Source organism: Wenyingzhuangia sp. IMCC45574 (genome assembly GCF_054182685.1).
The window spans coordinates 3225251-3252104 of the sequence record NZ_CM135169.1; the positions used below are offsets into that span (position 1 = coordinate 3225251).

Here is a 26854-nt window from a genome sequence, read left to right on the forward strand (position 1 = left end):
ATAGATGATTAAATTTAGAGTAGTAATCTTTGGTTTTTTGTTGGTGTTAGGTGCGTGTAAAAGCCAAAATACAGCAGAAAAGAAAGAAGTTTATAAGGCAGATTGGGAGTCTTTAAAACAACATAAAACACCCAAATGGTTTTTAGATGCAAAGTTTGGGATCTACTGTCACTGGGGACCTTATTCTGTGCCAGCTTTTGAGACCGAATGGTATTCTCATCATATGTATGTAAATAAAGACAATCCAGAAGCCAAAAGTGCAAGATCAAAACGCATTCATAAACATCATGTAGAAAAGTATGGTACGTTAGATAAGTTTGGATACAAAGATTTTATTCCCATGTTTAAAGCCGAAAAATTTGACCCTGCTGAGTGGGCAGATTTGTTTGAGAAATCTGGAGCTAAGTTTGCCGGACCTGTTTCTGAACACGCAGATGGGTTTGCGATGTGGGATAGTGATTTAACGCGTTGGGATGCCAAAGAAATGGGACCTAAACGAGATATAATGGGAGAGCTTTCTAAAGAAATTAGAAAGAGAGGTATGAAGTTTATTGCTACCTATCACCGTCAGTGGTTGTTTGGTTGGTACCCTACTTGGGATGAAACTACAGATGCTAGCAACCCTGAGTTTGCAGACTTATACGGACCGAAATTAAAGAAAGGAGATTTTTTAATGCCCAATAGACCGCATCAAATAGATGCAGGGATTAAAAGGTATTATCCTGTAGCAGATCAGAAGTTTAATGATGAGTGGTTAAACCGTTTAAAGGAAATTATAAACAAATACGAACCAGATTTAGTTTGGTTTGATAATAAAATGGATGTGATTTCTGAAGAGCACAGAAAAGAATTCTTGTCGTATTACTACAATCACGCAGAAAAGAATAACAAAGAAGTAGCTTCTACTTATAAGTTTTATGATTTTGCCAAGGGAGCTGCTTTGCTTGGTTTGGAGAGATCTAGAATGAGCGAAAAACAAGATTTTCCTTGGTTAACGGATGATTCTATTGACTGGAAAGCATGGTCTCATATTAGCAACCCAGAATATAAATCTGCAAATAGATTGATAGACTTTTTAGTAGATGTGGTTAGTAAAAATGGAACTGTATTGTTAAATATTACTCCAAAGGCAAATGGAGAAATTCCTCAAGCAGTAAAAGATCGTTTGTTAGAAATAGGACAGTGGTTAAAGGTAAATGGAGAAGGTATTTATGGAACTAGAACTTTTGATATTTATGGAGAAGGGAGTTTTAAGGTTACAGAAGGTCACTTAAGTGAAAAAAAGAATGGAGATAATACTGCAGAAGACATTCGTTTTACAACCAAAGGAGATATTTTATATGCTATAGCTTTAGATTGGCCAGAAGGAGAAAGTTTTACAATTAAAAGTTTAAAAAAAGGAAACGATCTGTATAAAAAAGAGATTCAGAACATAGAAATGTTAGGAGATGGAAAGCCTTTAGAATTTGTAAGAAACAAAAAAGGGTTGACTATTCAATTGCCTAAAAAAAAGATAGGGAATCATGCTTTTACATTTAAAATAGTTCCTAAGGAATAAAGTAGGTACTTATTTAATAAGTGGTCAAAACCTCAATAAGAGTTTAAATTCTCTTGTTGAGGTTTTTTGTTTCTAGTATCTAAATACAACCAGAGGGCAAAAAAACAAAAATCACTATCACATATGATTAAAAAAACTCAGAAGTAGAAGCTTTCTATTCTGAGTTTTTTTGTGAACTGTTTTAAACTTTTCGTGTGTTGATTGCTACATATGAGTTTATACAATTCAATAGAATAAGAGAACTTTGAGTAAACGCTTAATTGTCATTTATGATTTTCAAAAAAAATAAAAAAACCAAACTTTTATTACTAATTGGGATAGTGGGGCAACTTACTTATTCTCAAACAAAAATTACCGTTGATCCTTCTTGTCAACGTTTTCTTGGCGAGGTTTCTGCGCTAGACAGAACAAAATATTTTAGTGTACACGACAATGGTTTTGATGCAGAACAAACTCAGTTTAGAAACGATTATGGTGTAACCGGAGGAAGGCAGTTTTGGGGAGCTTTTGCCAGGGCTAAACAGTTAACAGGAAAGGTAGGTGTGTACCCAGGAGGTAAATGGGGAAACGATAATGTTAGGGCAGTTAGAAAAGGAGTGGTAGGAACTCATCATCCTAAAGATGCTTTTGTAGATGGTATGGATGTGGTAAAAGCAGCAGATTGGGCGGTAGAATATTACAAAGATTATGTAAACAATGGGGAGCTAGAAGAGTTTATTGAGGTAATGAACGAGCCTTTTGTACACGCTAAAGATTTTTACGAGGGTAGTTGGAGTAACGATGAGAACAATAGAATAAAAAAACAAATGGCATTGTTTTACAACGAAGTGGGTAAAAGAATTCATAATACACCTGCTTTAAAAAACACAAAAGTTATTGGGTATTCTAGTGCTTGGCCATCTATGGAATTAAACGATTTTGGGCATTGGGAAGAAAATCTTAAAATGTTTATGGACACGGCAGGTGACAATATGTTTGCCTTTTCTACACATTTGTACGATGGTGTAAATGTAACAGGTCAAGATAATAGGAGGTCTGGTAGTAACTCTGAAGCTATTTTAGACTTAATAGAAAATTATAGTTACATTAAATGGAACACTATCAAGCCTCATGCTATTACGGAATATGGTGCCATAGAAAAAGGATATGGAGATAATTTTAGTTTGATAGCAAGTGCGCAGACATTACGCTCCATCAATCATATTCTATTCAATCTTTTTGAGAGAGAAGATAGGTTGGTAAATTCTATCCCTTTTATTACAGGTAAGGCAACTTGGCATATTACAGCGGCTAATAATTATCAACCTTATCAAGCAACTTTGTGGATTCCATCTAACATAGGAGAACCAAACCCTACAGGGTGGGTGTATTCTCCTAGAATTAAATTTTACGATTTATGGAAAGGGGTTAAAGGAGATAGAGTACTGGTAGAAAGCGACAATCCAGATATACAAACACATGCCTTTTTAGATGGAAATAAATTATATGTAGCAATTAACAACTTATCAGATTCTTTAGAAGAAGTAAGTATACCAACAACTTTTAAAGGCAAAACCATTCAAACGATTCGTAAAAGGTTTTTAAAGGTTTATAAAAACAAAGAGTTAGACTATAAAGAAGAGGTTTTAGCAACGGCTCCCTCTTCATTAGCATTGATAGGTGGAGAAACCGTTGTAATGATGTATACTTTACAAGGAGATTTAAATTATACCAACGCTATTAGAACAAAGAAATATTATACAACCGATTATTTACAGAAAATAGAAGCGAATAAAGAGATTAGTTACACATTTAACAATCTAGAGAATTTAGGAGATGGTAGAGCGGTGTTGAGAATGAGTATTTCTAGGAAGCATGATAAATCTAAAACCCCCGTTGTTAAAATAAATGGAAAGCAAGTAACAGTGCCGTCTAATTGGAAAGGCTACGACCAAACCAACAGAGATGACTTTTTTGGAATGATTGAAATTCCTTTTTCTACTTCTTTGTTAAAAGAAAACAATACGGTTACTATTAAATATGCAGATACAGGAGGAAGAGTAAGTTCGGTAATTTTAGATGTGCAAACTTTTGACATACCAACAGAGCCTGTTTCGTTAAAAGTAACTTCTGTTTCTTGTCCGGGTGCTGCCAATGGAAAAATAGAAATAACATCCAGTCTTTTAGAGCATGTCAACCTAAAGCTAGAAAATGATGTTGTAAACAAAGAATATAATTTTGCTAAAAACCTAACCGTAGACAATTTGTCTGCGGGTTTTTATTTGGTATCAATTAGTACCGATGATGAGGGTACTGTCTTGGGAAGTTATAATATAAATATTAGTGAGCCAGAAAATTTAAAAGTAGTGAGTGTTGTAGATGTAAAAAAGAAACAATTAGACTTACAACTTTCGGGAGGAGAAATGTATCAAATTCAATTGAACGGAGAAAATTTTACAACCCAACAAAGCAATCTTAGTTTTCCTTTAAATTCACAAAATAATGATTTAAGTGTGGTTACAAATAAGGATTGTCAAGGAAAATATACAGAGACAATTTCATTAGACACAAGTATGTTTTTAACAGCAACTGTTGTGAATGATGTTATAGAGGTTCAACTTTTAAATACAGCAGATTTAGAGAAAGTAGAAATAAGCCTTTACAATACCTTAGGAACTCAGTTGCTATATAAAACAGATATAGTAAAAAATGGAAAACTATTACTAACCAGTTCTCATTTGTCTGCGGGAATCTACTTGTTAAAAATCAAGAAAAAAGAAGAGACTTGGATGACAAAGTTTGTTAAAAGCTAGAGACTATTCTACTAAAGTGCCTGCTTTGGCCAATCTTTTTCTAAACGATCTTGCCAAATTCTGACCTCGTAATTTGGCTTCTTCGGCTTTATTGCCTTCAAACAAATCATCTACTGTTTTTAGAAACAAAGGAATCCATAAATCAAAGTGTTCATTTTTAATGGGGATTTTTAAATGTTTTTCAAAAGGATCTCCAAAATAAGTCCTATTACCTAAGAGTAAGGTTTCCCAAAAACGACTTAAAGTATCTAAATGCAAAAACCATAAGTTTCCAATTTCATCATTAAAAACAGGCCCTAATACTTCATGGGCTCTTATCCTTTTATAAAATTCATCTACAAAGTAGACAACATCTTCTTTTGTTGTAATTGTTTTTTTCATGGGTTAAAAGTAGTTTTTTAACAAACGAAAGAATATGAGAAAAATCAGATGAAACGAAAATAAAAGAAGAAATAAGTGTTGAATGGTTCTATAGTATGAAGCCTGTAAAAAATGAAATTGTTTATTTTATAATAAAAAAATGCGATGGATTTTTCTTTATGGCTATTTGTAATAATTATTACAGGAGTTATTGTTTACAATCTCTTTTTTACTGAAAAAGCAATTATCAAGCGAAAGTTGAAAAAAGCATCTACTAAACCCCTTTCTCAGTTTAAGAACGAGGACGTAGCAAAGATTGTAGGAAAAATTCATTTGGTAGATGCCCCTTTAATAGCACCACTTTCTAAAAGGGAGTGTGGTTACTATTTTGTGCATGTAGAAAAAAAAGTGTCTTCGGGAAAAAATTCAACATGGAAAACACTAATAAAGGAATACGACTTTAATACTTATTTGATAAACGATGGTGGGTATTATGCGTTAATTAATACGGGAAATATTAAAACGCATATAGTGGACGATAAAAATTATACCTCAGGACTTTGGGAAGGTTCAACTCAGAATTTAGAGACTTTTTTAAGTGCAAGAGGATACGAAAGTCAAGGTTTTTTAGGCTTTCATAAGACAATAAGGTATGCAGAAGGAATTTTAGAGAAAGAAGAACAGGTAGCTGTATATGGAAAAGGAGTATGGAAGAACGCAAAAGCTTTAGGTTTACCAGAAAAATATGGAAAAGTGTTAGAAATAACACCTCCAGAAAACGAAACTGTATTTTTAAGTGACGACCCTAGCACTACATTAAAAAAACATAGCAGATAATTGAATAATTTTTTTTAGGTAGGGAGATATGCAAGAAGGATGTTTTATAGGTACAAACAACAACTTAATAAAACATATATGAAAAACTTTAGAATTGTATCTTATCTACTATTGGCTCTTTTATTGCTAACTATTTCCTGCGGAAGCGATGGGAACAATACAGTATCAATAACAGAAGAAGAGGAGACAGACAACGACACGAATGATGATGGTGCTACTGCGACCACTTGTAATACATCTGGGGAAGTTACTCAGTCTAGTAATTCAGAGATAGAAGCCATGAGGCAAGCAATGCTAACCTTTAGGAATTCGTTATCATCTACTTTGCTATCACAAGCGGCAACGTGTTTAGATAATGAACGTGTTTATTTATGGCACAATACTCCTAATGGTGGAGGAACCCAAAGGGACGGAATTATTTATGGAGATTTATCGGATACTCAATTAGATTATTTTAAAGACTTATTACAATTGTTTTTAAGCGATGATGGTTATAAAAAAGTAGATGAGATTACTTTTTTAGCGGAAGGCTTATTAAACACACGAAATGCTGCTGTATGGAGCCCAGATTATTATTCTATAGATCTTTTTGGAGATCCAGATACTAGTGGTTCATGGGGATTTCAGTTAGATGGACATCATTTAGCCATCAATTTTTTAGTGCATGGTGATGAGGTGTCTATAGTACCTGCCTTTTTAGGAGGAGAACCAGCGGTTTCGTCATATAATGGAACTGATTTTGATATTTTTAAGGACGAAAGAGATTTAGGTTTGGTACTTTACAATGCTTTAACATCCGATGAGATTACAGATGCAGTGGTGTCTAATAGTCACGCTATGCAGGTAGGTCCGGCTTCTACACCAGGTAGTGTAGATCCTTATAGGGGAGATTATGATTATTCTGTTTTTGAAGGTGTAGGGATAAAGTATTCTGAAATGTCTGCAGCAACACAAGCAAATCTTGTATTACTAATGAAAGAGTATGTGTACAATATGACCACCAGTTTTGCTGATAAGTGGTGGGCGGATATAACAGCCAATTTAGAGGATACTTATTTTGTGTGGATTGATGAGGTAGAGAATCCAACTTCTACTTCGCCTTTTTATTATAGAATTTACAATCCGTATTTGTGGGTAGAATATAATTCTGAAAATGCCCTAGGAGGAGGTGGTGCAGATTATAATCATGTTCATACAATTACTCGTATTCCTAATAATCCAGTTACAGACAATGCAGGTGATTATGGAATTTTTGCTCAAATTATAAATGCAGGTAAAGTAAGAACTTTATACGAGCATTATACAAAAGCAAGTCACCATAGAGCAAGTAAGCTATTGTTCGATTATAAAGTAGCTATGAATCATAATACAGAGCATGTGCATGACCATGGTCATCATCACCATCATACACATTAAACTGTAGGTAATATATAAGACCATAGTTATATGCTAATATAGCTATGGTTTACATTAAACAAACTGTTTTAAGAAATAGGTTGTTCTTGTTGTTCTGTTTCTTTTTCTATTAAAAAAGATCCACCTTCATTTAGTCTTTCCTTAACTGTTTTAAAGTAATCTAAAGCTTTTAAGAGTCTTGCACCAAACCAAGAGAACATTTCTCCGTCAACAAAAACAGCACTAGATCTATTGGTATATTCACTTATTTCAAATGCGTGTTTGTCTTTAAAAGGGAAAGGTTCAGAAGAGAAGAATAACACTTCTGGGTCTCCTTCGTGTCTTATTCTTTTTGGGTTGATTTCTAAATAACCGTCTTCTTTACTATAGATGTTTTGGTAGTTATTTAGTTCTAAAATATGATTGATGTATGTACTATCACCAGCAGCCATCCATGGGTTGTGCCAAATAAAATAAGCTACTTTTTGATGCTTTGTATTCTTTATAAAAGCGTTAAACTCTATAAGTTTTAAGTCTATTTTACGATTTAACAAACCTGCTTCATTTCTACGATACAAAAGCCTACCAAGGTTATCTATCATACGTTTAGAATCGTCAATAGTTTTAATTTCTGTAACAAATACCTGAGTAAATTTGCGTAGTTCTTCTACTATTTCTGGGGTGTTTTCTTCTTTGTTACAAAAAACAATATCTGGTTCTAAAGCTTTTATTTTATCAATATTAACTTTTTTTGTACCTCCTACAATTTCTTTGGTATGTTTAAAGTGAGCGGGGTGCACACAGAATTTAGTAATACCTACTACATATTTCTCTACGTCTAAATGATATAGAGTTTCTGTTATAGAGGGTACTAAAGAAACAATTTTTGTTCTTTTATGCTGAAAGGAAAGGATGTGTCCTAAATCGTCAATAAATGTCATTACAAGAGGTTTTTGTGAGCCAAAATACCTGCCATTTGTTTTTGTAAAGTTGTCGCTTCTTTTTCTGCTGCTTGTGCAAAGTCTAGTTGATTACTTGCATAAATAATCCCTCTAGACGAATTGATTAATAAACCAATATTATTGCTTAATCCGTGTTCACATACACCTTCTAGGCTTCCTCCTTGTGCACCTACACCAGGTACTAATAAAAAGCTGCTAGGGGCAATTTCACGAATTCCTTTAAAGTATTCAGCTTTTGTAGCTCCAACTACAAACATTAAATTTTGAGCGTTTTTCCAAGTTAGTGCTGTTTTTAACACTTCTTTGTATAAAGGCTCTCCATTTGCTAAATCTTTTCCTTGAAAATCCAATCCACCTTTGTTAGACGTTAATCCTAACATAATAGTAAATTTATCTTCAAAAGCTAGGAAGGGTTCTACAGAATCACTTCCCATATACGGGGCAACAGTTACAGAATCGAAATTTAAATCTTCAAAAAAAGCTTTGGCATACATGGTAGATGTGTTTCCTATATCTCCACGTTTAGCATCTGCTATGGTAAAAATTTCGGGGTAATTTTCGTTAATATATCTGATTGTTTTATCTAAAGATTGCCATCCTTTAATACCATAAGCTTCGTAAAAAGCTGTATTAGGTTTATAGGCAACCGTTACATGATGGGTTGCATCAATAATTGCTTTATTAAATTCAAAAATAGGGTCTTCTGTTTCTAGTAAGTGAGGTGGGATTTTGTTTAAGTCAACATCCAAACCAACACACAAAAAAGATTGTTTTCTTTTTATCTCCGAAACTAATTGCTCTAAATTCATAATAAATCACTTGCATTAATGCTTTGCAAAAATACACAATCTAATGGAACTACAAATGGTTCTAAAGTATGTAATTTTTAGAAGCATCTAATTTAATAAAGATAAATAGCAATACGGTAAAGCCCCATAGCGATGAACCACCATAACTAAAAAACGGAAGAGGGATTCCAATAGTTGGGAAAATACCTATCACCATTCCTATATTAATTAAAACATGGAAAAAGAAAATACATGCAACACCATAACCAAATACTCTACTAAAAGTAGATTTTTGTTTCTCTGCCAAAGAGAGTACTCTTAAGATTAGAAATAAGAATAATAAGATAACAAATAAGCAACCTAAAAAACCCCATTCTTCTCCAATGGTACTAAAAATATAGTCAGTGTCTTGTTCTGGTACAAATTTCCCCTTGGTTCTATCTCCTTGCAGGTAACCTTTTCCCGAAAGTCCACCAGAAATAATGGTTTTTACTGCCTGATAGGTGTTGTATCCTATATCGCTAGTGTCTTCTGTTAAACCAAGCAGAACATTAAATCTATCTCTGTGTCTTTGTTTAAAAACATAGTTAAATAAAAAGTGAACACTATATATATAACCAAGAGCAATGCTAAATATACTAAGGATTTTTATCCATAGGAATCGTAAAGATTTTTTGGCAATAAAAACAATGTAGAGTACGGTAAGGGTCGTAAGTAGGGTTATTGCTAGTATCATTTTAAGATATCCAAAAACCAAAGTAGTTAGAAATAATAAAATAGAAACTCCACCAATAATCATAATTCTAGGATGCAACCCTTCGCGGTGAAATAATAATATCAACGAAACATAAACCAATGCAGAACCAGGATCTGGTTGTAGCGTTATTAAAATTACAGGAACTAAAATAATGGCAAAAGCTTTGGCTTTATCTTTAAACAAAGAAAAATTAAATTGCTTGTCGTTTAGTAGTCTACCAAGGGCTAAGAGTGTACCTGTTTTGGCAAATTCTGTGGGCTGTATACTAAAACCTCCTATGCTGTACCAAGAAGTAGCACCATTTATGTTTTTACCTATAGCAAATAGTCCTAACAGCGATAGCATGGTGGCCAGGTAAATAAAAGCAGCAAACTTTTCGTAGAAATAACTATCAATAAAGAGTAAGAAAACACAGATAACAATACCCAAACCAATCCATAGAATTTGTTTTCCGTAGCGCATACTAAAATCAAATATTTGTTGATGCTCTTCGGTATGAGATGCTGCGTATATATTCATCCATCCAAAAATAACGAGAGCGAAATAGAGTACGACCAATGTTAGGTCTACTTGTGCCAATATGTTTAATCTTTGACTTCTCACTTTTTAGCTTTTAGTTTTGCGTATTTTTGGTATTCTTTTTCTAAAGATTTATTGAGGATTCTTTTTTCCCACCAACCTAGAGTTTTGGTACCTAAAAGATATTTTTCAATCATTAAACTTGCAATTGGAGCAGCAATAGTAGAACCATAACCTCCATTCTCAACAAAAATTGCCATGGCTATTTTAGGGTTTTCTTTTGGAGCAAAGGCTACAAAAATAGAATGATCGGGCAATGCTGTTTTTTTTCCTTTACTGATGATGTAGTTTTGTACAGTTCCAGTTTTTCCACAAATTTCAATTTCTTTCAATCGAACGTGTTTGGCGGTTCCTTTTTTGTATACGTCGTGCATTCCTTCTATAACAGGAGGAAAGTATTTAGGTTCTACAGTGGTTTTCTTTACTTTTCTATATTGTTCTATTTGATGAGGTTCTCCACCAATCTCTTTAATAATATGTGGTGTGTAAAAATAACCTCGGTTGGCAATAGCAGCTGTTAAGTTGGCTAATTGAATAGGAGTTGTTTCTACTTCTCCCTGACCAATAGCATTGGATATAATAGTTGATGCTTGCCAACTGTGGGTTGGGTAATACTTGTCGTAGTAACTTGCTGTAGGAATACGTCCTTTTCTACCTGTAGGCAAGTCATAACCTAAAAATTGTCCCAAACCAAAGCTTCGTAAGTGTCTAGCCCAGCTATCTACTCCTTCTTGAGGTGTTTTCTTTTCGTCTACAATACGTTTAAATACATTGGAAAAATAACTGTTACAAGATTTTGCGATGGCTCTTTGTAATTGAATAGGATGTCCGTAAATACCACAGTGACAGCCCATAAATTCATGAGCTCTTCTACCGTATCTGTATCCACCATAGCAATAGAAGCGAGTGTATTCGTTTATGACTCCTTCTTGCATTCCTACCAGTCCTTGTACTAATTTAAATGGAGAACCTGGAGCATAAGAAGCCATTAATCCTCTATCAAACATTGGCAAGTTAATAGTGTCGTTAAATAACTTTACCGAATTTTTAGATTTTTGTCTCCCCACCATCATATTTGGATCGTAAGATGGAGCTGTAATTAAAGCTAAAATTTCGCCTGTTTCTGGTTCAATAGCCACAATTCCACCTCGCTTTCCTTTCATTAACAACTCTCCATATTGTTGCAGTTCTAAATCTAAAGTAAGTTTTAAGTCTTTACCGGGTTCTGGTAACGTATCGTAAATTCCTTCTTTATAAGGACCTAAAATTTTGTTTAAACGATTTCGTTGTTTGTAGGCCACCCCTTTTTTACCACGTAGTTCTTTTTCGTATTGTTTTTCAATTCCGGTAGTACCAATTAATTCTCCTTGTTCGTAATAACTACTCTTTCTGGCTCTTTCTTCATTTACCTCATTAATATACCCTAAAACATTAGCTGCAGATTGGTGAGGGTAGGTTCTCATGTTTTTTTTCTGAACACTAAACCCTTTAAACTTGTGAATTTTCTCTTGTAAAAAAGCGTAATCTTCTTTGGCTAGTTGACTTAAAAAAACAGAAGGCAGCCAAGGAGAGTATGTATAAGCTCTATTGTATTTTTTTATTAAATAATCTTTGTCAATTTTTAACAACCTACAAAACTCTAATGTATCAAAAGGTTTTACCTCGTTAGGAACAATTTTAACATCGTAGGTGTTTTCGTTGGCTACTAAAAGTTTCCCTTTTCTGTCAAAAACAAAACCTCTAGCAGGATAGGTATATACTTTTTTAATACTAGATCCTGTAAGTTTAGTCTCTGTTTTATCGTGTACAATAACTTGTAAATAGTAAAGTCTAGCTATAAAAATAACGCTCGTTATAATAACAAGAAAAGGAAAAAGCTGACTTTTTTTCATTATTGGTTGGGACTAAAAATAGATAAAACTACAACGCTTACAAAAGTAGTAAAAATACTGCTCACAAAAGCTTTCCATATAACAGTCCAGTAAGAAGAAATATTAAAATATTCTAATCCAAAAAGGGCCAAATGAAATAACAATGCTATAGAAAAAACTAAGAGTATTTTAGTATTGGTTCCATAGGTGTTGTATTCAAATTGTTTGCTAAAGAATTCTTTTTTATTTAAAATTCTTTTAAAAATAGAAAGTCTAACAAAGCCAATTAATGTAAAAGCAGCTGCGTAAATTCCGCCAGAGTTAGAAAAGAAGTCTAATGTTAGCCCAAAAAAGAAAGAAGTTATAAGTAACAATGCTTTTTCTGCTCTAATAGGAAACCACAAAACAAATAGAATACACCACTGTGGGTTTACAAAATCAAAAATTCGCATTTTATTTCCTATCAATACTTGGGTTAGTATCAAGAGAATTACTCGTAAAGTAACTTTTACAGAATTATTCATGCGATTGGTTTTCTAATGTAATAATTTCGTTTCTGTGCTTGTTCGCAATAATTTGAACTTGATTGATTTTTCTTAAATCATTAAAAAGAGCAATGTTTATTTTATGATATCTTTCATTGTGATACTCAATATCTTTAACCGATCCAATAAGGATATCTTTAGGGAAAATTGCAGAACGTCCCCCTGTAACAATGGTATCTCCAATACTTACGTTTGCTTGTCTTGGAATATCGTTTAACTGAACAATGTTTATGGTTTTTCCATCCCAAGAAATGGTCCCAAAATAATTGCTGTTTTTAAACTTAGCATTGGTTTTAAAATTCCTGTTTAGCACAGAAATTGCGACACTGTAGTTATTAGATGTTTTGGATGTAATTCCTACAATTCCTTTGCTATTTACCACAGCCATATCTGTTAATACACTATCTTTTTTACCAACGTTAAGCGTAAGAAAGTTGTTGTTTAAATGGTAGTCGTTGTTAATGATAGAAGCTGCTTTGTAGCTAAATTTTAAGACCTTATTAGGGAGTGTATCAGAAACACTCATTTTTAGAGTCTCTAATTCATTTCGTAAGTTTTGATTTTCTTCATTTAAGATTTTATTTTCGGATCTTAAATGAAAAAAACTCTCTAAGGAAATAAAATTGTCATAAACACTTCCTGTTACAAATCCAGAAGAACTGATAAACTTACTTCTTTGGTAAGAATGTAGCTGTATGGTCAGAAACATTGCAATTAGTTCTAATACAAGAAACAATAAAAAGTTCTTGTACCTTTCAATTAAATAGAGAATAAATTGCATTGAATCTTAAATGTATTAGCTTAATAATACAGACTTGTATTTTTCTAATTCTTTTAAGGCAGTACCAGTACCTCTTACTACTGCTCTTAATGGATCTTCTGCTATATAAACAGGTAAATCTGTTTTTCTAGACAAACGTTTGTCTAATCCTCTTAGCATAGAACCACCACCGGCTAAGTAAATACCTGTAGTATAAATATCTGCAGCTAATTCTGGAGGCGTAGAAGATAAACATTCCATTACAGCATCTTCTATTCTTAAAATAGATTTGTCCAATGCTTTGGCAATCTCTCTATAAGAAACTTGAACCTGTTTTGGTTTTCCACTTAATAAGTCACGACCTTGTACTAACATATCGTCTGGTGGAGTTTCTAAATCTTCTGTAGCAGCACCAATCTGAATTTTAATTCTTTCTGCAGTAGTTTCACCAACATGTAAGTTGTGTTGGGTTCTCATATAGTACATGATGTCGTTTGTGAATAAATCTCCGGCAACTTTAACCGATTTGTCACAAACAATTCCTGCCAATGCAATAACTGCAATTTCAGTTGTACCACCACCTATATCAATAATCATGTTACCACGAGGCTCCATAATGTCTATACCTACACCAATGGCCGCAGCCATTGGTTCGTAGATAAGATATATTTCTTTTGCGTTCATGTGAATGGCAGAGTCTCTTACGGCTCTTTTTTCTACTTCTGTAATTCCAGAAGGAATACAGATTACCATTCTTAATGAAGGAGCAAATACTTTCTTTTTAAAATTAGGAATACTTTTAACAAACTGCTTAATCATTTCCTCCGATGCTTGGAAATCGGCAATAACCCCGTCTTTTAACGGACGAATGGTTTTAATGTTTTCATGTGTTTTTCCTTGCATTAAGCTAGCCTCCTGACCGGTTGCAATAATTTTACCAGTAGTTCTATCTCTTGCAACAATGGAAGGTGAATCAATTACCACTTTTCCTTCGTGGATAATTAATGTATTTGCAGTTCCCAAGTCTACCGCAATATCTTCACTCCAAAAGTCAAAAAATCCCATGTTTTCAGTTTGTTTTTTTTAGTTGTATACTGTCCTAATACAAAAGTACTAAAATTAGTGCTTAAAGTGTCTAGTTCCTGTAAATACCATTCCAATTCCATTATCGTTACAGTAATCTATAGATAACTGGTCTTTAATAGAACCTCCAGGTTGAATTACAGCTTCAATTCCGGCTTTATGAGCAATTTCTACACAGTCAGGGAAAGGGAAAAATGCATCACTTGCCATTACCGCTCCTTGTAAGTCAAATTTAAAGTGATTTGCTTTTGCAATTGCTTGTTCTAAAGCATCTACTCTAGAAGTTTGACCTGTACCACCAGCACATAAAGTTTTGTTTTTAACTAAAATGATGGTGTTAGATTTAGTGTGCTTACAAATTTTAGAAGCAAATAATAAATCATCAATTTGAGCATCTGTAACTACTTTTTCTGTTACGTTTTTCAAATCTTCTTTTTTATCAGTAATCAAGTTCGCATCTTGGAACAATACTCCGTTTAAAGCAGTACGGTAAGATACTTTTGGTAATTCAATATCTTTTAATATTAAAATAACTCTGTTTTTCTTTCCTTTTAATACTTCTAACGCATCAGCATCATAAGCAGGAGCAATTACAACTTCACAGAATAATTTGTGAATTTCTTCGGCAGTAGCTACATCAATAGTTTTGTTAGCAATTAATACACCTCCAAAAGCAGAAGTAGGATCACCAGCTAAAGCATCAACATAAGCATCTTTTAAGTTGTCTCTTTGAGCAAAACCACAAGCATTGTTGTGCTTTAAGATAGCAAATGTAGGAGCTTCTCCCTTAAATTCGTTGATTAAGTTTACAGCAGCATCTACATCTAATAAGTTGTTAAAAGATAATTCTTTACCGTGTAATTTATCAAACATAGCATCTAAATCTCCGTAAAAAGCACCTTTTTGATGAGGGTTTTCTCCGTAACGTAAAGGAGTTGCTTTGTCAAAAGATTGACGGAAGTTAGTTTCCTCTTCGTTCATGTAGTTGTAAATAGCAGAATCGTAGTGGCTAGATACAGCAAATGCTTTTGCAGAAAAACGCTTTCTATCTTCTATAGAAGTAGCTCCGTTGTCTGCAGAAATAATTGTTAAAAACTCATCGTATTGCTCCATAGAAGAAACACAGATAACGTCTTTAAAGTTTTTAGCAGCAGCTCTAATTAAAGAAATACCACCAATATCAATTTTTTCAATAATATCTTGTTCAGGAGCTCCACTAGCTACTGTTTTCTCAAAAGGATATAAATCCACAATAACAATGTCCATTTCTGGAATTTCAAACTCAGCTAATTGAGCTTTATCCCCTTCATTATCTCTACGGCTTAAAATACCTCCAAATACTTTTGGGTGTAAAGTTTTAACACGACCTCCTAAGATAGATGGGTAAGAAGTAATATCTTCAACAGCAACACAATCTATTCCTAAGTCTCGAATAAACTTCTCAGTTCCTCCTGTAGTATAAATAGTAATTCCTAACTCATCAAACTTTCTTACAATTGGTTCTAAACCATCCTTGTGAAAAACAGAAATTAAAGCTGATTTAGCTTGTTTTGTAGCACTCATTATTTTGAATTTCAATTAAAAACGCAAAATTAGTAAAAAAGTATAGGATAGCTAAAATTTCTTTACATAAGAACAACATAAAAAGTACTTTTTCTGAATTCTATTAACCTACATTTACTATATGTGGGTTTATTACGGATTATTTGCTGCTTTTTTTTTGAGTTTGTACAATTTGTGCAAAAAATGGAGTGTTAGGGACAATGCTGTTTTGCCAGTTTTGATTGTAGCAAATGGTTTGAGTGCTTTTTTATTACTTCCTGTTTATTTGCTTTCTAGATTTTCTCCAGAAACGGTACTGAATACGGATTTTTTTATTCCAAAATTGGAATTGATGGATCATGTTTGGATTCTTATAAAAGCGTTGTTAATGACTTGTTCTTGGATTTTAGCTTATTCAGCCCTAAAACATTTACCCATTTCCATTGTAAGTCCCATTAGAGCATCGAGCCCTTTTTTTACCTTAATAGGAGCTATCTTTTTGTTTGGAGAAAATCCAATGCCCATACAGTGGGGAGGTTTTCTATTAATTTTACTCTCTATGGTTGCCTATTCTTACATTGGTAGAAAAGAAGGAATAAGTTTTAAAACCAATAAATGGTTCTTTGCGGTAGTTTTGGCTACTTTTTTTGGAGCCTGTAGTGGCTTATACGATAAGTTTTTATTGCAAATGCAAGATTACACAGCCATTACATTGCTATGGTGGTTTTTTGTGTACATTACCATTTTTATGTCTGTTTCTTTTGTGTTGATAAAACGATTTACCAATTTGTCCAAAGCAAAGTTCCAATGGAGGTGGTCCATTTTTGGAATTGCTTCTTTGTTACTTTTTGCTGATTACTTCTATTTTACCGGATTAAGAGATCCCGAAGCCTTAGTCATGTTAATGTCTGCAGTTAAAAGAAGTCAGTTACTATTTACAGTTGTTATAGGGGGAATTCTTTTTAAAGAACGAAATTTAGGATTAAAGTTATTGCCTTTGTTTGGTGTGTTGATAGGTGTTTTTTTGATTTTGTTTAGTTAGAATTTCATGACTAGTTAATCTATATAACTTTCTTTTACGATTTTTTTTAGGTTTTCAAAATCAATATCTTTTTCTAGAAACTCCATAGTTGAAATACCTTCTTTGAATAGGTAACTTGTCATTTTACGGAATAAAAAGTAGTTGAAAGCAGGAGTGTTATTAACTTCTTTTTTACGGAACATATCTAAACCACTTTTTTCGTCTAAAGAACTCTCATTAGCTATATAGTCGCAATATCCCTCATTTTTCCATTCAGGTAATAGGAGTACTTTTATCAAACCAATTTTATTTCTTAATAGAGAATGAATGGTTTCGTGAGTAATTACAGAACTTAAGCTTCTGACATTGTATTGATGATCGTCACGATATATTAAATCTTGAGAAATGGAAGTCTTTGATAAAAAAATGTTTTGAGTAAATGGATAATTGACTCCAAAAGCCTTTCTTCCGAATAAGGTAAAGAAAGTAAATTCATTGAAATCATTGCACAAGAAAATCTTTTGATGGGAAGTTGGGATATATAATTCAGAATTTTTTAATAATTCTATAGATGCATCTAGTATGGATTTAAGCTCCATAGAATCAATAGTTTTTGAATTGTGATAGTAGACAGTGAAGCTTTTATAAGTGAATTCTTTTTTGAAAAGAATTTTGGGGTAGATTGATATTGCTATATAGACTAGGCAAATTATTTTAATACCAAGTTTTAGTGTTTTAAAGGGTGTGTTTTTTTTCATTTTTTTCTTTTCAAAATATGAAGAATTTATTTTCTCCTAAATGAGAAATAACAGTTTTATTTTTTGATAAAATAGATTAGAGATTTATAATGCTTAACTCTTTGTCTTATTGTACTTTTGCAGCCGAAAATTTTTGGTTATGTGGATTTATTTAGGATTGTTGGCAGCGTTGTTTTTAAGCTTTAACGCTTTGTGTAGAAAGATGAGTGTAAGTGGGAATGCCGTGTTTCCTGTGCTTTTAGTATCTAATGCAACGAGTTTGCTCTTGTTGTTGCCAATTTTTATTGGTTCTGTATTTTTTGTTGATGAATTACAGAGCATAGGCTTGAGTATTTCTTCTATCAGCTTTGAGGATCATTTTTATATTGGAATTAAAGCCGTATTAATGACCATTTCTTGGGTGTTAAATTTCTATGCCTTAAAATATTTACCCATTACCATTGTAACACCAATTAGAGGTTCTGGACCTTTTTTTACATTTATAGGAGCCATTTTTATTTACAACGAAAGCCCAGTTTTATTACAGTGGATCGGTTTTTTTCTAATTGTGGTTTCCATGATTTTCTACTCAAGAATTGGAAAGAAAGAAGGAATTAATTTTAAAAAGAATAAATGGATATTGGCTATTATAGGGGCTACCTTTTTTGGTTCTTGTAGTGGTTTGTACGATAAATTCTTGTTTCAGTATAAAACCTATCCTGTACTAACAGTACAATGGTGGTTCTTTTTTTATGTAACGTTATTTATGTTCTTGTTGGTTTGGTTTTTTTACAGACCCAACAAAGCAAAAATGGGTAAGTTTCAGTTCCATTGGTCTATACCTGCCAGTGGAATACTAATTTTTTTAGCAGATTATTTCTATTTTAAAGCATTAAGCGAGCCAGAAGCATTGGTCATGATTTTAGCCGCTGTAAAAAGAAGTCAGATTCTATTTACTGTAATAATAGGAGGCTTTATTTTTAAAGAACAAAATAAGCGAATGAAAATGATTCCTCTCCTGGGGGTTTTAATAGGAGTGTTTTTAATTCTATTTAGTACCAAATTCTAGAAAAGTAAGGACTAAGTATAAATAGTACTACTACAGGCATAGATGCTACTGTTATCATTTTAAGATTAGAACTAACTTTGAAATGATAATAATGTGTTAAGTATTCTATCTATGTGTGTATCATGTAATAAAAGAAGTTATTTCTTAGTTTTTTTGTTTTTTACCTTACTAATTCAGGCCCAAAAACCTAACGGAGCAACTTCTAACAGTAAAGATGGTTGGGAGTTAATGCCTAGTTTTTCTGATGAATTTAATGGAACTAGCATAGATTGGTCAAAGTGGAGTAAAGCGAATAACCTACCAAATACTAGTGCTTGGAAATGGAATAATAATTCCAATGTGGTATTGCAAGATTATAAAGGAGCAAAAGCAGCAGTACTTACCGCAAGACAAAACGAAAACAATAAATCTGTTGCTGGAACATATTTTAATAGTGGTTGTTTGCAATCCGTTCAAGAACTGCCTATAGGCTTTGTAGGTTATGTAGAGGCTAAAATACACGGAGCAGAAATTAATGCAACTGCAGCCTCTGGTATTGATAAATTTAGAGGTGTATGTCCTGCTTTTTGGTTGTACAGTAGTTTTTATGATAACAAATCTATTGGTGAAGCTGTATATACAGAGATTGATGTAGTAGAGTTACAGCAATTTGATTATGATGGAAATGCACCAGCGGGGACTCCAAGACAAGACTTAATAGACGATGCCGAGTCTAATTTACATTTGGTGAGAAAGGCAAATTTTGGAAGAGATTGGTATAGACCTAAAGCTCCAAAAGCTAGAAACGAACAATTAAATAAATACCACCTAGGTTTCGATCCATCTAAAGCGTATCATACTTACGGATGTGAAATAACTCCTACCAAACTGTATTTTTATGTAGACGGTGTTAGAGTAGGGAAGGTGTTAAATAACACGTATTGGAGTACCAATCCAATGAAAGTAATTGCTTCTTTAGGAATGCGAGTTCCTTTTGTAACGTTTAGAGACAATCGTTTTTCTCCTGTAAATCCAGAGACAGACGAAAGGGCTCGTAAAAACTTACCAGAAATACCTGTTTCTATGTACGTAGATTATATAAGAGTATGGAAGAGAGTAGAAGGTACTAATCCTGTAGAAGAAAAAGAGGAGGAAGATGAAAAAGACGATGAAGAAAAGGTTGAAGTAGAAGAGGAAAAAGAGGTAGCTGTAACAGCCTTAAAAGTGTCGCTAACACAAAATCCGGCAGAAGAATTTACAGATGTAATAGCTCCTATGCATTCCCAAATAAGAGTGGTAAGATTAAGCGATGGAAAGATTATGCTAAAAGATAAAAAGATTGAAAGCTTAGAGAATAAATTACGAATAGATACTTCTTTATATGCTACAGGGGTCTATAACGTATCTGTTATAACCGACGAAAAAACAGAGCACATCAAGCTAATTAGAATCTAAACTATTGTTTTAATTCACTTTTCATTTTTTGGAGTTTTCCAATGTCTCCAAAAGAATATTCTTTGGAGTAATCAATATGATATTCTAAGATTTCTATAGCCTTTTTTAGGAATTGTTCTTTGCTACTTTTGTTTTCTTGGACCAAACTATCGTAGTACATTATTTTAGAGAGTAAGTTCAGTTTGTCCATTGCAATTTGTTCTTCACTCGATTCAAAAAAATCTAAGATATCGTCAATACTATTGTCTAAAAAGAACCTAACATTTTGACCCAACATTTCATAAGACTTATCAATCTTAAGTTTAGCCTCTTCTATATTTCCGCTTTGAATTCCTGCAATAATTTCTTTTAAAGCATCAATCAGCGTGTGAATCATTCTTAATATGTAATCTTTTCTATACATAAGCTTGTGTTGGGAATGAAAACACTACCAAATTATAAAATTTAATGCAGAAAAAGACTGCTATTTAACAGGAGAGAATTTGGTTTAAAGAGTCACTAAAATAACGGAAATTAAACCTAATATAATTCCAACTATTTTAATTGGTGTTAATTGTTCGCCAAGGAAAATTACACCCAGTCCTATGGTAATAAGCAAGGCTAAATTTCTAATAGGTACAACGGTACTTAGTTTTCCGTGTTTCATAGCCAAGAAAAAACATACCTGTGCCAAACCTCCTAAAAACCCACCCAAAGCAATGTACTTAAAGTGTTTGCCGTCGTATTTTGTTTTTTCTACCAAAGATAACACCCCTAATACAATCATGTGGCTTAAAATAAAAATGGTAGCACCAAGACCTGTAGAGAAAAATGGAGTTCCTTGTTTGTAAAAGAATACAGCCACTCCAAAAAAGAGCATGGCTAAAAGTGCGTATAGTATAGACATCTAATCAACTTATATAGGTAACATCATTTTAGCAATCATAAAGTAGATAAATATTCCAAAAATATCATTGCTAGTGGTAATAAAGGGGCCAGTTGCTAATGCAGGATCAATTCCTCGCTTGTCTAGAATAATAGGTACAAAAGTTCCTATTAACGCTGCTATAATAATTACAATAACTAAAGAAATAGAAATTGTTAAGGTTGTTAGTATTTGAAAATCTTGAATGAATCCGTAGGCAATTACTAGACAGCCTAAAACAATACCGTTAATTAAGCTTAATCCAATTTCTTTAAACAAACGATCCCATAAACTTCCTTTAATGTTGTCGTTGGCCAAACCTTGTACTATAATAGCAGAGGACTGTACACCAACGTTACCAGCCATAGCGGCAATTAACGGTGTAAAGAAGAATAATATAGGGAATTTGCTTAATGTTTCTTCAAAACCCCCCATAATGGCTGCAGCTCCTAAACCACCAAACAAACCTAAAATTAACCAAGGTAAACGTGCCTTTGTCAGTTCAATAATAGAGTCACTCGCTTCTACATCATCGGTAATACCTGCTGCAATTTGGTAATCTTCTTTGGCTTCGTCTATAATAATATCTACAACATCATCAATGGTAATTTGCCCCACCAAACGATTCATTTCGTCGACTACAGCTACTACCACCAAATCGTATTTTTGCATAATCTTAGCTACGTCTTCTGCTTTGTCGTCTACTTTTACAGAAGTAATAGAAGGAGAGTACACATCGTTTACCAAGCTTTTAGTAGAGGTAGTTAACAAGCTTTTTAAAGACAAACGTCCTTTTAAAACATCGTTTTCGTCTACCACATATACGGTGTATACTTTTTCTACATCTGTAGCTTGCAAACGCATTTCTTTAATGCTACGCATGTTGGTCCAGTGTTGTTTAACTTTTACCAACTCTTTTCCCATTAAACCTCCAGCAGTATCTTCGTCGTAGCGTAAAAGATCTACAATATCTTTTGCGTGTTCTACGTCTTCTATTTTAGAGATTACCTCTTTTTTCTGAGCTTCGGGAAGTTCTGCTATTACATCGGCAGCATCATCAGAGTCCAGCTCATCTAGTTCCTTTGCAATTTCATCAGATGATAAACCGCTTAATATTTCTTCACGATCATCCTCATCCAATTCAGCAATTGCATCAGATGTTTTTTCGGAGTCTAATATTTTAATAATGGAAATGGCAAGTTCAAAATCAACTTCTTCAATAAACTCGGCTAAATCGGCATAGTGTACCTCTTCAAAAACCTCTTTTATTTTATTTGATTCTTGCTTTTCTACAAGTTCAGAAACGTAAGAGAAAAAATCTTTATTGATTTGAAATTCCATCTTGTTCTATTAAAGCAGTTAGTTCAATAAATCCCTCTACAGAAACCTGTTCAGGACGCTTGTCAAAGATAGCTTTTGTTCTTAAATCATCCGATAGATTTAAACTTTTTAAACTATTTCTTAATGTTTTTCTTCTTTGACTAAAACCAGTTTTTACCACATGTTTAAATAACTTGTCTGGTACGCTTAAGTTTAACTCCTTTTTACGTTTCATTACCATTACACCAGAATCTACTTTTGGTGGTGGGTTAAATACCGTAGGAGGAACTGTAAATAGATATTCTGTTTCGTAATAGGCCTGAGTCAACACAGAAATAATTCCGTATGTTTTACTTCCAGGGCCTGCACAAATTCTCTGTGCTACTTCTTTTTGAAACATTCCTCCAAATTCAGGAATGAGTTCTCTGTTTTCAATAGCCTTAAAAACAATTTGGCTAGAAATGTTGTAAGGAAAGTTTCCTATAATGGCAAACTGTTCTCCTTTGAATAATTCTTTAAGATTGGTTTTTAGAAAGTCGGTTCCATAAATTCTTGGAGCAAGATGTAAATAATGAGCCTGTAGGTATTCTACCGACTCACTATCTATTTCTACAACGTGGGTTGTGTAATCTTTTTCTAAAAGGTATTTGGTCATTACTCCCATACCAGGACCAATTTCTAAGACATCTTTGTAACCTTCTTCAGATAAAATGTAAGCAATATCTCTAGCAATACTTTCATCGGTTAAAAAATGTTGACCCAAATGTTTTTTTGCTCTTACAGACATATTGTTTTATTTAAAGATTTATAGATTAAAAGATTCAAGAACTATTCTTTTGTTTTTTTATAATATTTCCAAAAAGCAAAAGCAACAATAGCTACTAGAATATAGGGAATTAGCATTAAAGTAACGATACCGTCGTTTAAGCCTTTTGCTAACCCAGAATCACCATTTTCTACCACAGCTTTACACATAGCACATTGTGCATTTCCAATTTGGAAGGATAGGAGTATAGTGATATATAGAATGTGTTTTTTCATGGATATTGGCTTTAGGCTTTATGCCTTTTTAGGTTTATAAAGTTTTAAGGTTAATTCTTAATTGTGGTTTTCAGAATTTAGATTTTTGCCTACTGCCTACTGCCTACTGCCTACTGCCTACTGCCTACTGCCTACTGCCTACTGCCTACTGCCTACTAATAATACGGGCTAATCATTACATACACTACTACTCCTGTTACAGCAACATATAGCCATAAAGGGAATGCAAACTTAGCAATCTTTCTATGCTTTTCGTCTTCTCTATTTAGTCCTCTTACAAATGTAGTTAATACCAAAGGGATAACACCAATAGACAATACGATGTGCGAGATTAATATAAAGTAATAGATTATTTTAATAAAACCTTCTCCTCCAAAAGCGGTAGAATTACTAGTCATATGGTACAATACATACATTACTAAAAATAATGCAGAGCATGCCAGTGCTAGTTTAATAAATAGTTCGTGAGCCTTAATGTTTCCTTTTTTAATAGATAAAATTGCAACAACTAATAACAAAGCTGTAATTCCGTTAATAGTTGCATAAACAGGAGGTAAGAAAACAGGAAGTTTAATATCTAATTTTATTCCAAATAGCAATGTTACTGCAGCCGGAATTGCAATAGATAGGATTGTAATTAATTGTTTGTAGTCTCTAGTTGTTTTTTGTTCGTTACTCATTTTCTAATAATAATTTAATATCCTCAATTAACAGAGCTACTTCTTTCTTATCTGTACCTTGGTAGAAAATTTTAGGATTCCCATAGGTATCCTTTCTAGAGCGTAAAAATCCTTTTTTGTCTACCAAAGCAAAAAAACCTTGGTGTTCAAAACCACCTGCTACTTCTGGGTTGATACCGGCAAAGATATTTAGTCCTTTATTAGCAAGATGATGAATTTTGTCTAAATCTCCTGTTAAGAAATGCCAGTTTAGGCTAGTCACTCCGTAATTTTCGGCATATTCTTTTAGTTTTATAGGAGTATCTACACTAGGATTGATAGTGAAGGAAGCAATTCCAAAATCATTTCGTTGTCCAAATTCTTTTTCAATACTTAACATATTTCTATTCATAATAGGACAGATGGATGGGCAAGTAGTAAAGAAAAACTCCGCTACATATACTTTTCCATTGTAATCCGTATTAGAAATAGTTTGATTGTTCTGATCGGTAAAAATAAAATCAGGCATTTTTCTAGTTTCACCACTTATCTCAAAGTAAGTTAAACCACTTGGGTTTATAGACTCTTCTTTGGCAGCTTGGGTAACTCTATTCCTGGGTTCTGTATGATGTTTAAAGTTTCTAACAACAAAAACACCAAATAGCAATACAATAAATGCAATTCCAACAAAAGAATATTTATTTTTCATCTTTACCTAATCTTTCTTTTCTAGAAGTAGTAGAAACTTCTTGTTCGTAAAAAACATTTTTAGCGTCTGTAAATAACTTGTTTTTTAGGTCATTTACAGAAAGCATACTATATGCAAAAACTTCTTCTCCAATTTTATCATCGTCTGTTCTACCTCTTTGTTGTAGTTTCTTATCAATTATAAATGCATGGTCACTTGCTAAATTAGAGTCTAAAGATGTTTTTGTTTTTAAAGAATTGTAAATAGTAGTTGTTTGTAGGCTATCTAAACAAACAAATTTCCATTTAAATAATTTATCATCTCCAGTTTGGTTTAACCTTTTCTGTATTGTTTTTATATCAGGATTGTTTGCTCCAACATAAAAAGAAATTAATTGGAACTTTTTATACTTTGATAGTTTTTTAAAAACAACTTCGTTGATATTGTACAGTTGAGTGTTTTTTGCCTCTGGATATTTTCCTAAAAAGTGAATTACATTAATGTGTTCTTTAAAAGTGATCGCGTCATTGTTTAAAGATGCAACATCTACAATGTCAGTTTTAAAAACCTCACAAGGTTTAAAGTTTACTTCGCCCAAAGAAAGAAATATAAAGAAGGCTAGAGGGCCAATGAATAGTAAGGAAAGAATAACTTTTTTCTTCATGATCTAAGGTCTAAAATTATTTTGGGTACTAAAAAAGGTGGATAAATCCACCTTTTGTATGATTAAATTCTAAAAAGAATTAGTATTTCCAGTTCACCCAAGGAGCTAAAGTTGTATGTAAATAGTCACCTTCAATTAATAATAACGTTACTAAGTAAGGAATTAATATAATTAATGGTACTATAATAGATCCTACAAAGTTTTTACGCTCGTGGTTCATGTGCATAAAGTACCACATAATTCCAGCTGCTTTCACAATTGTTAAAATAATGAAAACCCAGTTTAAGATAGAAGTTCCTAAAAAGTTAGAATAATGCATCCAGTGAGGTTTAACAATACCGAAAGCTACTTCTACAATAGTTACTAATGATAAGAATCCGAAAACTTGCCAGATTAACTTAGTGTTTGATTCGTGTTGTCCCATAATATAATTATGTTGTTTGTGTCTTTAATAATTGTTGATTAAACTAAGTAGAAGAATGTAAATACGAATACCCACACTAAATCTACAAAGTGCCAGTACAATCCAACTTTTTCTACCATTTCGTAGTGTCCTCTCTTTTCGTAAGTTCCCATTAATACGTTAACAAAAATGATAATGTTTAAAACAATACCAGAAGTTACGTGGAAACCGTGGAAACCTGTAATAAAGAAGAAGAAGTCTGCAAATTGGCTAGAACCATATTCGTTTACCTCTAAGTTAGCTCCTCTTACTACTCTTGTTGATTTTTCTAAGTATTTTAAAGCTACAGCTTTGTTTAAAATAACTTCTTTTTGCTTAGTTTCTGCATTAATTTTTTCTAAACGAATTCCAATTTCTGGAGTGTTTTTAAAAGCTTCAATTAATCCAGCAGTTGTATATTCGTATGTAGTCTCACCTTTTTCGAACCATACTCCGTTCTTACGTGTGTGCTCTACAATAGGGTTGTTTGGTGTTGCAAAGTCTTCTAAAGCAATTTGTTTACCTTCTGCGTTTACAAATTGAACAATTTTACCATCTTGTAATTGTACAGCTCCAAATTCTCCATTGATAAAGTTTTTCCATTCCCAAGCCTGAGAACCAACGAAAACAATACCTCCAATAATTGTTAAGAACATATAAGTAATTACTTTGTTCTTTTTCATTTGGTGTCCAGCATCAACAGCTAATACCATTGTTACAGAAGAGAAAATTAAGATAAATGTCATCAATGCCACATAGTACATTGGATAACTTCCTCCGTGCATAAATGGAAAGTGAGTAAATACTTCATCGGCGATTGGCCATACATCAATGAATTTAAAACGAGTCAATCCATAAGCGGCTAAGAAACCTGCAAAAGTTAATGCATCAGAAACGATGAAGAACCACATCATCATTTTTCCATAACTAGCACCTAAGGGTCTTGTAGAACCACCTTCCCATACATTCGATACTTGATCAGCAGTTGTTGCTTTCATAAGAGTTATTTATTGTTTGTTTGTTCTGTTTTGTTTGAATGGCAAATT

General features: G+C 33.0%; 27 protein-coding genes. 7 read left to right on the top strand and 20 right to left on the bottom strand.

The window, feature by feature from the left end:
- Window positions 1-4 precede the first annotated feature (4 nt).
- Both ACXHHC_RS13550 and ACXHHC_RS13555 read left to right on the top strand, forming a co-directional pair.
- Window positions 5-1558: an alpha-L-fucosidase gene (locus ACXHHC_RS13550; RefSeq protein WP_458226911.1), complete on the top strand. Its 1554-nt coding sequence runs from the start codon at window positions 5-7 to the stop codon at window positions 1556-1558.
- A gap of 269 nt (window positions 1559-1827) precedes the next feature.
- Window positions 1828-4350, top strand: a complete 2523-nt coding sequence (locus ACXHHC_RS13555; protein WP_458226912.1) for a T9SS type A sorting domain-containing protein — start codon at window positions 1828-1830, stop codon at window positions 4348-4350.
- 3 nt (window positions 4351-4353) lie between these two features.
- On the opposite strand, the gene ACXHHC_RS13560 is transcribed toward ACXHHC_RS13555, so the two are convergent.
- Window positions 4354-4731: a group III truncated hemoglobin gene (locus tag ACXHHC_RS13560; protein ID WP_458226913.1), complete on the bottom strand. Its 378-nt coding sequence runs from the start codon at window positions 4729-4731 to the stop codon at window positions 4354-4356.
- Window positions 4732-4875: 144 nt separating this feature from the next.
- Between ACXHHC_RS13560 and ACXHHC_RS13565 the strand changes: the two genes are divergently transcribed.
- Both ACXHHC_RS13565 and ACXHHC_RS13570 read left to right on the top strand, forming a co-directional pair.
- Window positions 4876-5547 carry a hypothetical protein gene (locus tag ACXHHC_RS13565; protein ID WP_458226914.1) on the top strand — a complete coding sequence of 224 codons (672 nt, stop codon included), beginning with the start codon at window positions 4876-4878 and terminating at the stop codon, window positions 5545-5547.
- Window positions 5548-5625: 78 nt separating this feature from the next.
- Window positions 5626-6963, top strand: coding sequence for a DUF3500 domain-containing protein (locus tag ACXHHC_RS13570; protein ID WP_458226915.1), 1338 nt, complete (start codon window positions 5626-5628; stop codon window positions 6961-6963).
- Window positions 6964-7031: 68 nt separating this feature from the next.
- Here the strand turns inward: ACXHHC_RS13570 and ACXHHC_RS13575 are convergent, their stop codons facing one another.
- The 8 genes from ACXHHC_RS13575 to purH all read right to left on the bottom strand — a co-directional run bounded on the left by ACXHHC_RS13575 (window position 7032) and on the right by purH (window position 15850).
- On the bottom strand, window positions 7032-7883 hold the full coding sequence (locus ACXHHC_RS13575; RefSeq protein WP_458226916.1) for an ABC transporter substrate-binding protein: 852 nt from the start codon (window positions 7881-7883) through the stop codon (window positions 7032-7034).
- The gene (gene pyrF / locus ACXHHC_RS13580; RefSeq protein ID WP_458226917.1) at window positions 7883-8713 is read right to left on the bottom strand and encodes an orotidine-5'-phosphate decarboxylase; all 831 of its coding nucleotides are present in this window, start codon (window positions 8711-8713) and stop codon (window positions 7883-7885) included. Before pyrF ends, ACXHHC_RS13575 begins: the two co-directional genes overlap by 1 nt.
- Before the next feature lie 61 nt (window positions 8714-8774).
- Entirely contained in the window at window positions 8775-10052 is a 1278-nt protein-coding gene (gene rodA / locus ACXHHC_RS13585; RefSeq protein WP_458226918.1) for a rod shape-determining protein RodA, read from the bottom strand.
- Window positions 10049-11920 (bottom strand): penicillin-binding protein 2, encoded by a 1872-nt coding sequence (gene mrdA, locus ACXHHC_RS13590; protein WP_458226919.1) that lies wholly within the window; start codon window positions 11918-11920, stop codon window positions 10049-10051. Before mrdA ends, rodA begins: the two co-directional genes overlap by 4 nt.
- Window positions 11920-12423 (bottom strand): rod shape-determining protein MreD, encoded by a 504-nt coding sequence (mreD, locus tag ACXHHC_RS13595; protein ID WP_458226920.1) that lies wholly within the window; start codon window positions 12421-12423, stop codon window positions 11920-11922. Before mreD ends, mrdA begins: the two co-directional genes overlap by 1 nt.
- Window positions 12416-13225, bottom strand: a complete 810-nt coding sequence (gene mreC, locus ACXHHC_RS13600) for a rod shape-determining protein MreC (RefSeq protein WP_458226921.1) — start codon at window positions 13223-13225, stop codon at window positions 12416-12418. Before mreC ends, mreD begins: the two co-directional genes overlap by 8 nt.
- Before the next feature lie 15 nt (window positions 13226-13240).
- A complete protein-coding gene (locus ACXHHC_RS13605; RefSeq protein ID WP_458226922.1) occupies window positions 13241-14269 on the bottom strand; it encodes a rod shape-determining protein in 1029 nt (342 codons plus the stop codon).
- A 54-nt stretch (window positions 14270-14323) separates the two neighbouring features.
- On the bottom strand, window positions 14324-15850 hold the full coding sequence (gene purH, locus ACXHHC_RS13610) for a bifunctional phosphoribosylaminoimidazolecarboxamide formyltransferase/IMP cyclohydrolase (RefSeq protein WP_458226923.1): 1527 nt from the start codon (window positions 15848-15850) through the stop codon (window positions 14324-14326).
- 121 nt (window positions 15851-15971) lie between these two features.
- Between purH and ACXHHC_RS13615 the strand changes: the two genes are divergently transcribed.
- Window positions 15972-16871, top strand: a complete 900-nt coding sequence (locus ACXHHC_RS13615; protein ID WP_458226924.1) for an EamA family transporter — start codon at window positions 15972-15974, stop codon at window positions 16869-16871.
- 14 nt (window positions 16872-16885) lie between these two features.
- Here the strand turns inward: ACXHHC_RS13615 and ACXHHC_RS13620 are convergent, their stop codons facing one another.
- Window positions 16886-17449: a hypothetical protein gene (locus ACXHHC_RS13620; RefSeq protein WP_458226925.1), complete on the bottom strand. Its 564-nt coding sequence runs from the start codon at window positions 17447-17449 to the stop codon at window positions 16886-16888.
- A gap of 298 nt (window positions 17450-17747) precedes the next feature.
- On the opposite strand from ACXHHC_RS13620, the gene ACXHHC_RS13625 reads away from it, so the two are divergent.
- Together ACXHHC_RS13625 and ACXHHC_RS13630 are read left to right on the top strand one after the other, a co-directional pair.
- Window positions 17748-18656 carry an EamA family transporter gene (locus ACXHHC_RS13625; protein ID WP_458226926.1) on the top strand — a complete coding sequence of 303 codons (909 nt, stop codon included), beginning with the start codon at window positions 17748-17750 and terminating at the stop codon, window positions 18654-18656.
- A 111-nt stretch (window positions 18657-18767) separates the two neighbouring features.
- Entirely contained in the window at window positions 18768-20090 is a 1323-nt protein-coding gene (locus ACXHHC_RS13630) for a family 16 glycosylhydrolase (protein ID WP_458226927.1), read from the top strand.
- Window position 20091: 1 nt separating this feature from the next.
- Here ACXHHC_RS13630 and ACXHHC_RS13635 read toward each other — a convergent pair whose 3' ends face one another.
- From ACXHHC_RS13635 to ACXHHC_RS13680, 10 genes are all read right to left on the bottom strand, one after another.
- The gene (locus tag ACXHHC_RS13635) at window positions 20092-20493 is read right to left on the bottom strand and encodes a hypothetical protein (RefSeq protein WP_458226928.1); all 402 of its coding nucleotides are present in this window, start codon (window positions 20491-20493) and stop codon (window positions 20092-20094) included.
- A gap of 84 nt (window positions 20494-20577) precedes the next feature.
- Window positions 20578-20976 (bottom strand): EamA family transporter, encoded by a 399-nt coding sequence (locus ACXHHC_RS13640; protein WP_458226929.1) that lies wholly within the window; start codon window positions 20974-20976, stop codon window positions 20578-20580.
- A gap of 9 nt (window positions 20977-20985) precedes the next feature.
- Window positions 20986-22335: a magnesium transporter gene (mgtE, locus tag ACXHHC_RS13645; RefSeq protein ID WP_458226930.1), complete on the bottom strand. Its 1350-nt coding sequence runs from the start codon at window positions 22333-22335 to the stop codon at window positions 20986-20988.
- Window positions 22316-23101: a 16S rRNA (adenine(1518)-N(6)/adenine(1519)-N(6))-dimethyltransferase RsmA gene (rsmA, locus tag ACXHHC_RS13650; protein WP_458226931.1), complete on the bottom strand. Its 786-nt coding sequence runs from the start codon at window positions 23099-23101 to the stop codon at window positions 22316-22318. Before rsmA ends, mgtE begins: the two co-directional genes overlap by 20 nt.
- Window positions 23102-23142: 41 nt before the next feature.
- On the bottom strand, window positions 23143-23355 hold the full coding sequence (locus ACXHHC_RS13655) for a hypothetical protein (protein ID WP_458226932.1): 213 nt from the start codon (window positions 23353-23355) through the stop codon (window positions 23143-23145).
- 155 nt (window positions 23356-23510) lie between these two features.
- On the bottom strand, window positions 23511-24035 hold the full coding sequence (locus tag ACXHHC_RS13660; RefSeq protein WP_458226933.1) for a DUF420 domain-containing protein: 525 nt from the start codon (window positions 24033-24035) through the stop codon (window positions 23511-23513).
- Complete coding sequence (locus ACXHHC_RS13665) at window positions 24028-24723, bottom strand: SCO family protein (RefSeq protein WP_458226934.1); 696 nt, start codon at window positions 24721-24723, stop codon at window positions 24028-24030. The genes ACXHHC_RS13660 and ACXHHC_RS13665 overlap by 8 nt, the downstream gene beginning before the upstream one ends.
- Window positions 24713-25366 (bottom strand): hypothetical protein, encoded by a 654-nt coding sequence (locus ACXHHC_RS13670; RefSeq protein ID WP_458226935.1) that lies wholly within the window; start codon window positions 25364-25366, stop codon window positions 24713-24715. Before ACXHHC_RS13670 ends, ACXHHC_RS13665 begins: the two co-directional genes overlap by 11 nt.
- A gap of 79 nt (window positions 25367-25445) precedes the next feature.
- The gene (locus tag ACXHHC_RS13675) at window positions 25446-25790 is read right to left on the bottom strand and encodes a cytochrome C oxidase subunit IV family protein (RefSeq protein ID WP_458226936.1); all 345 of its coding nucleotides are present in this window, start codon (window positions 25788-25790) and stop codon (window positions 25446-25448) included.
- Between the two features lie 38 nt (window positions 25791-25828).
- Window positions 25829-26806 carry a cytochrome c oxidase subunit 3 gene (locus tag ACXHHC_RS13680; RefSeq protein WP_458226937.1) on the bottom strand — a complete coding sequence of 326 codons (978 nt, stop codon included), beginning with the start codon at window positions 26804-26806 and terminating at the stop codon, window positions 25829-25831.
- Window positions 26807-26854: the final 48 nt, after the last annotated feature.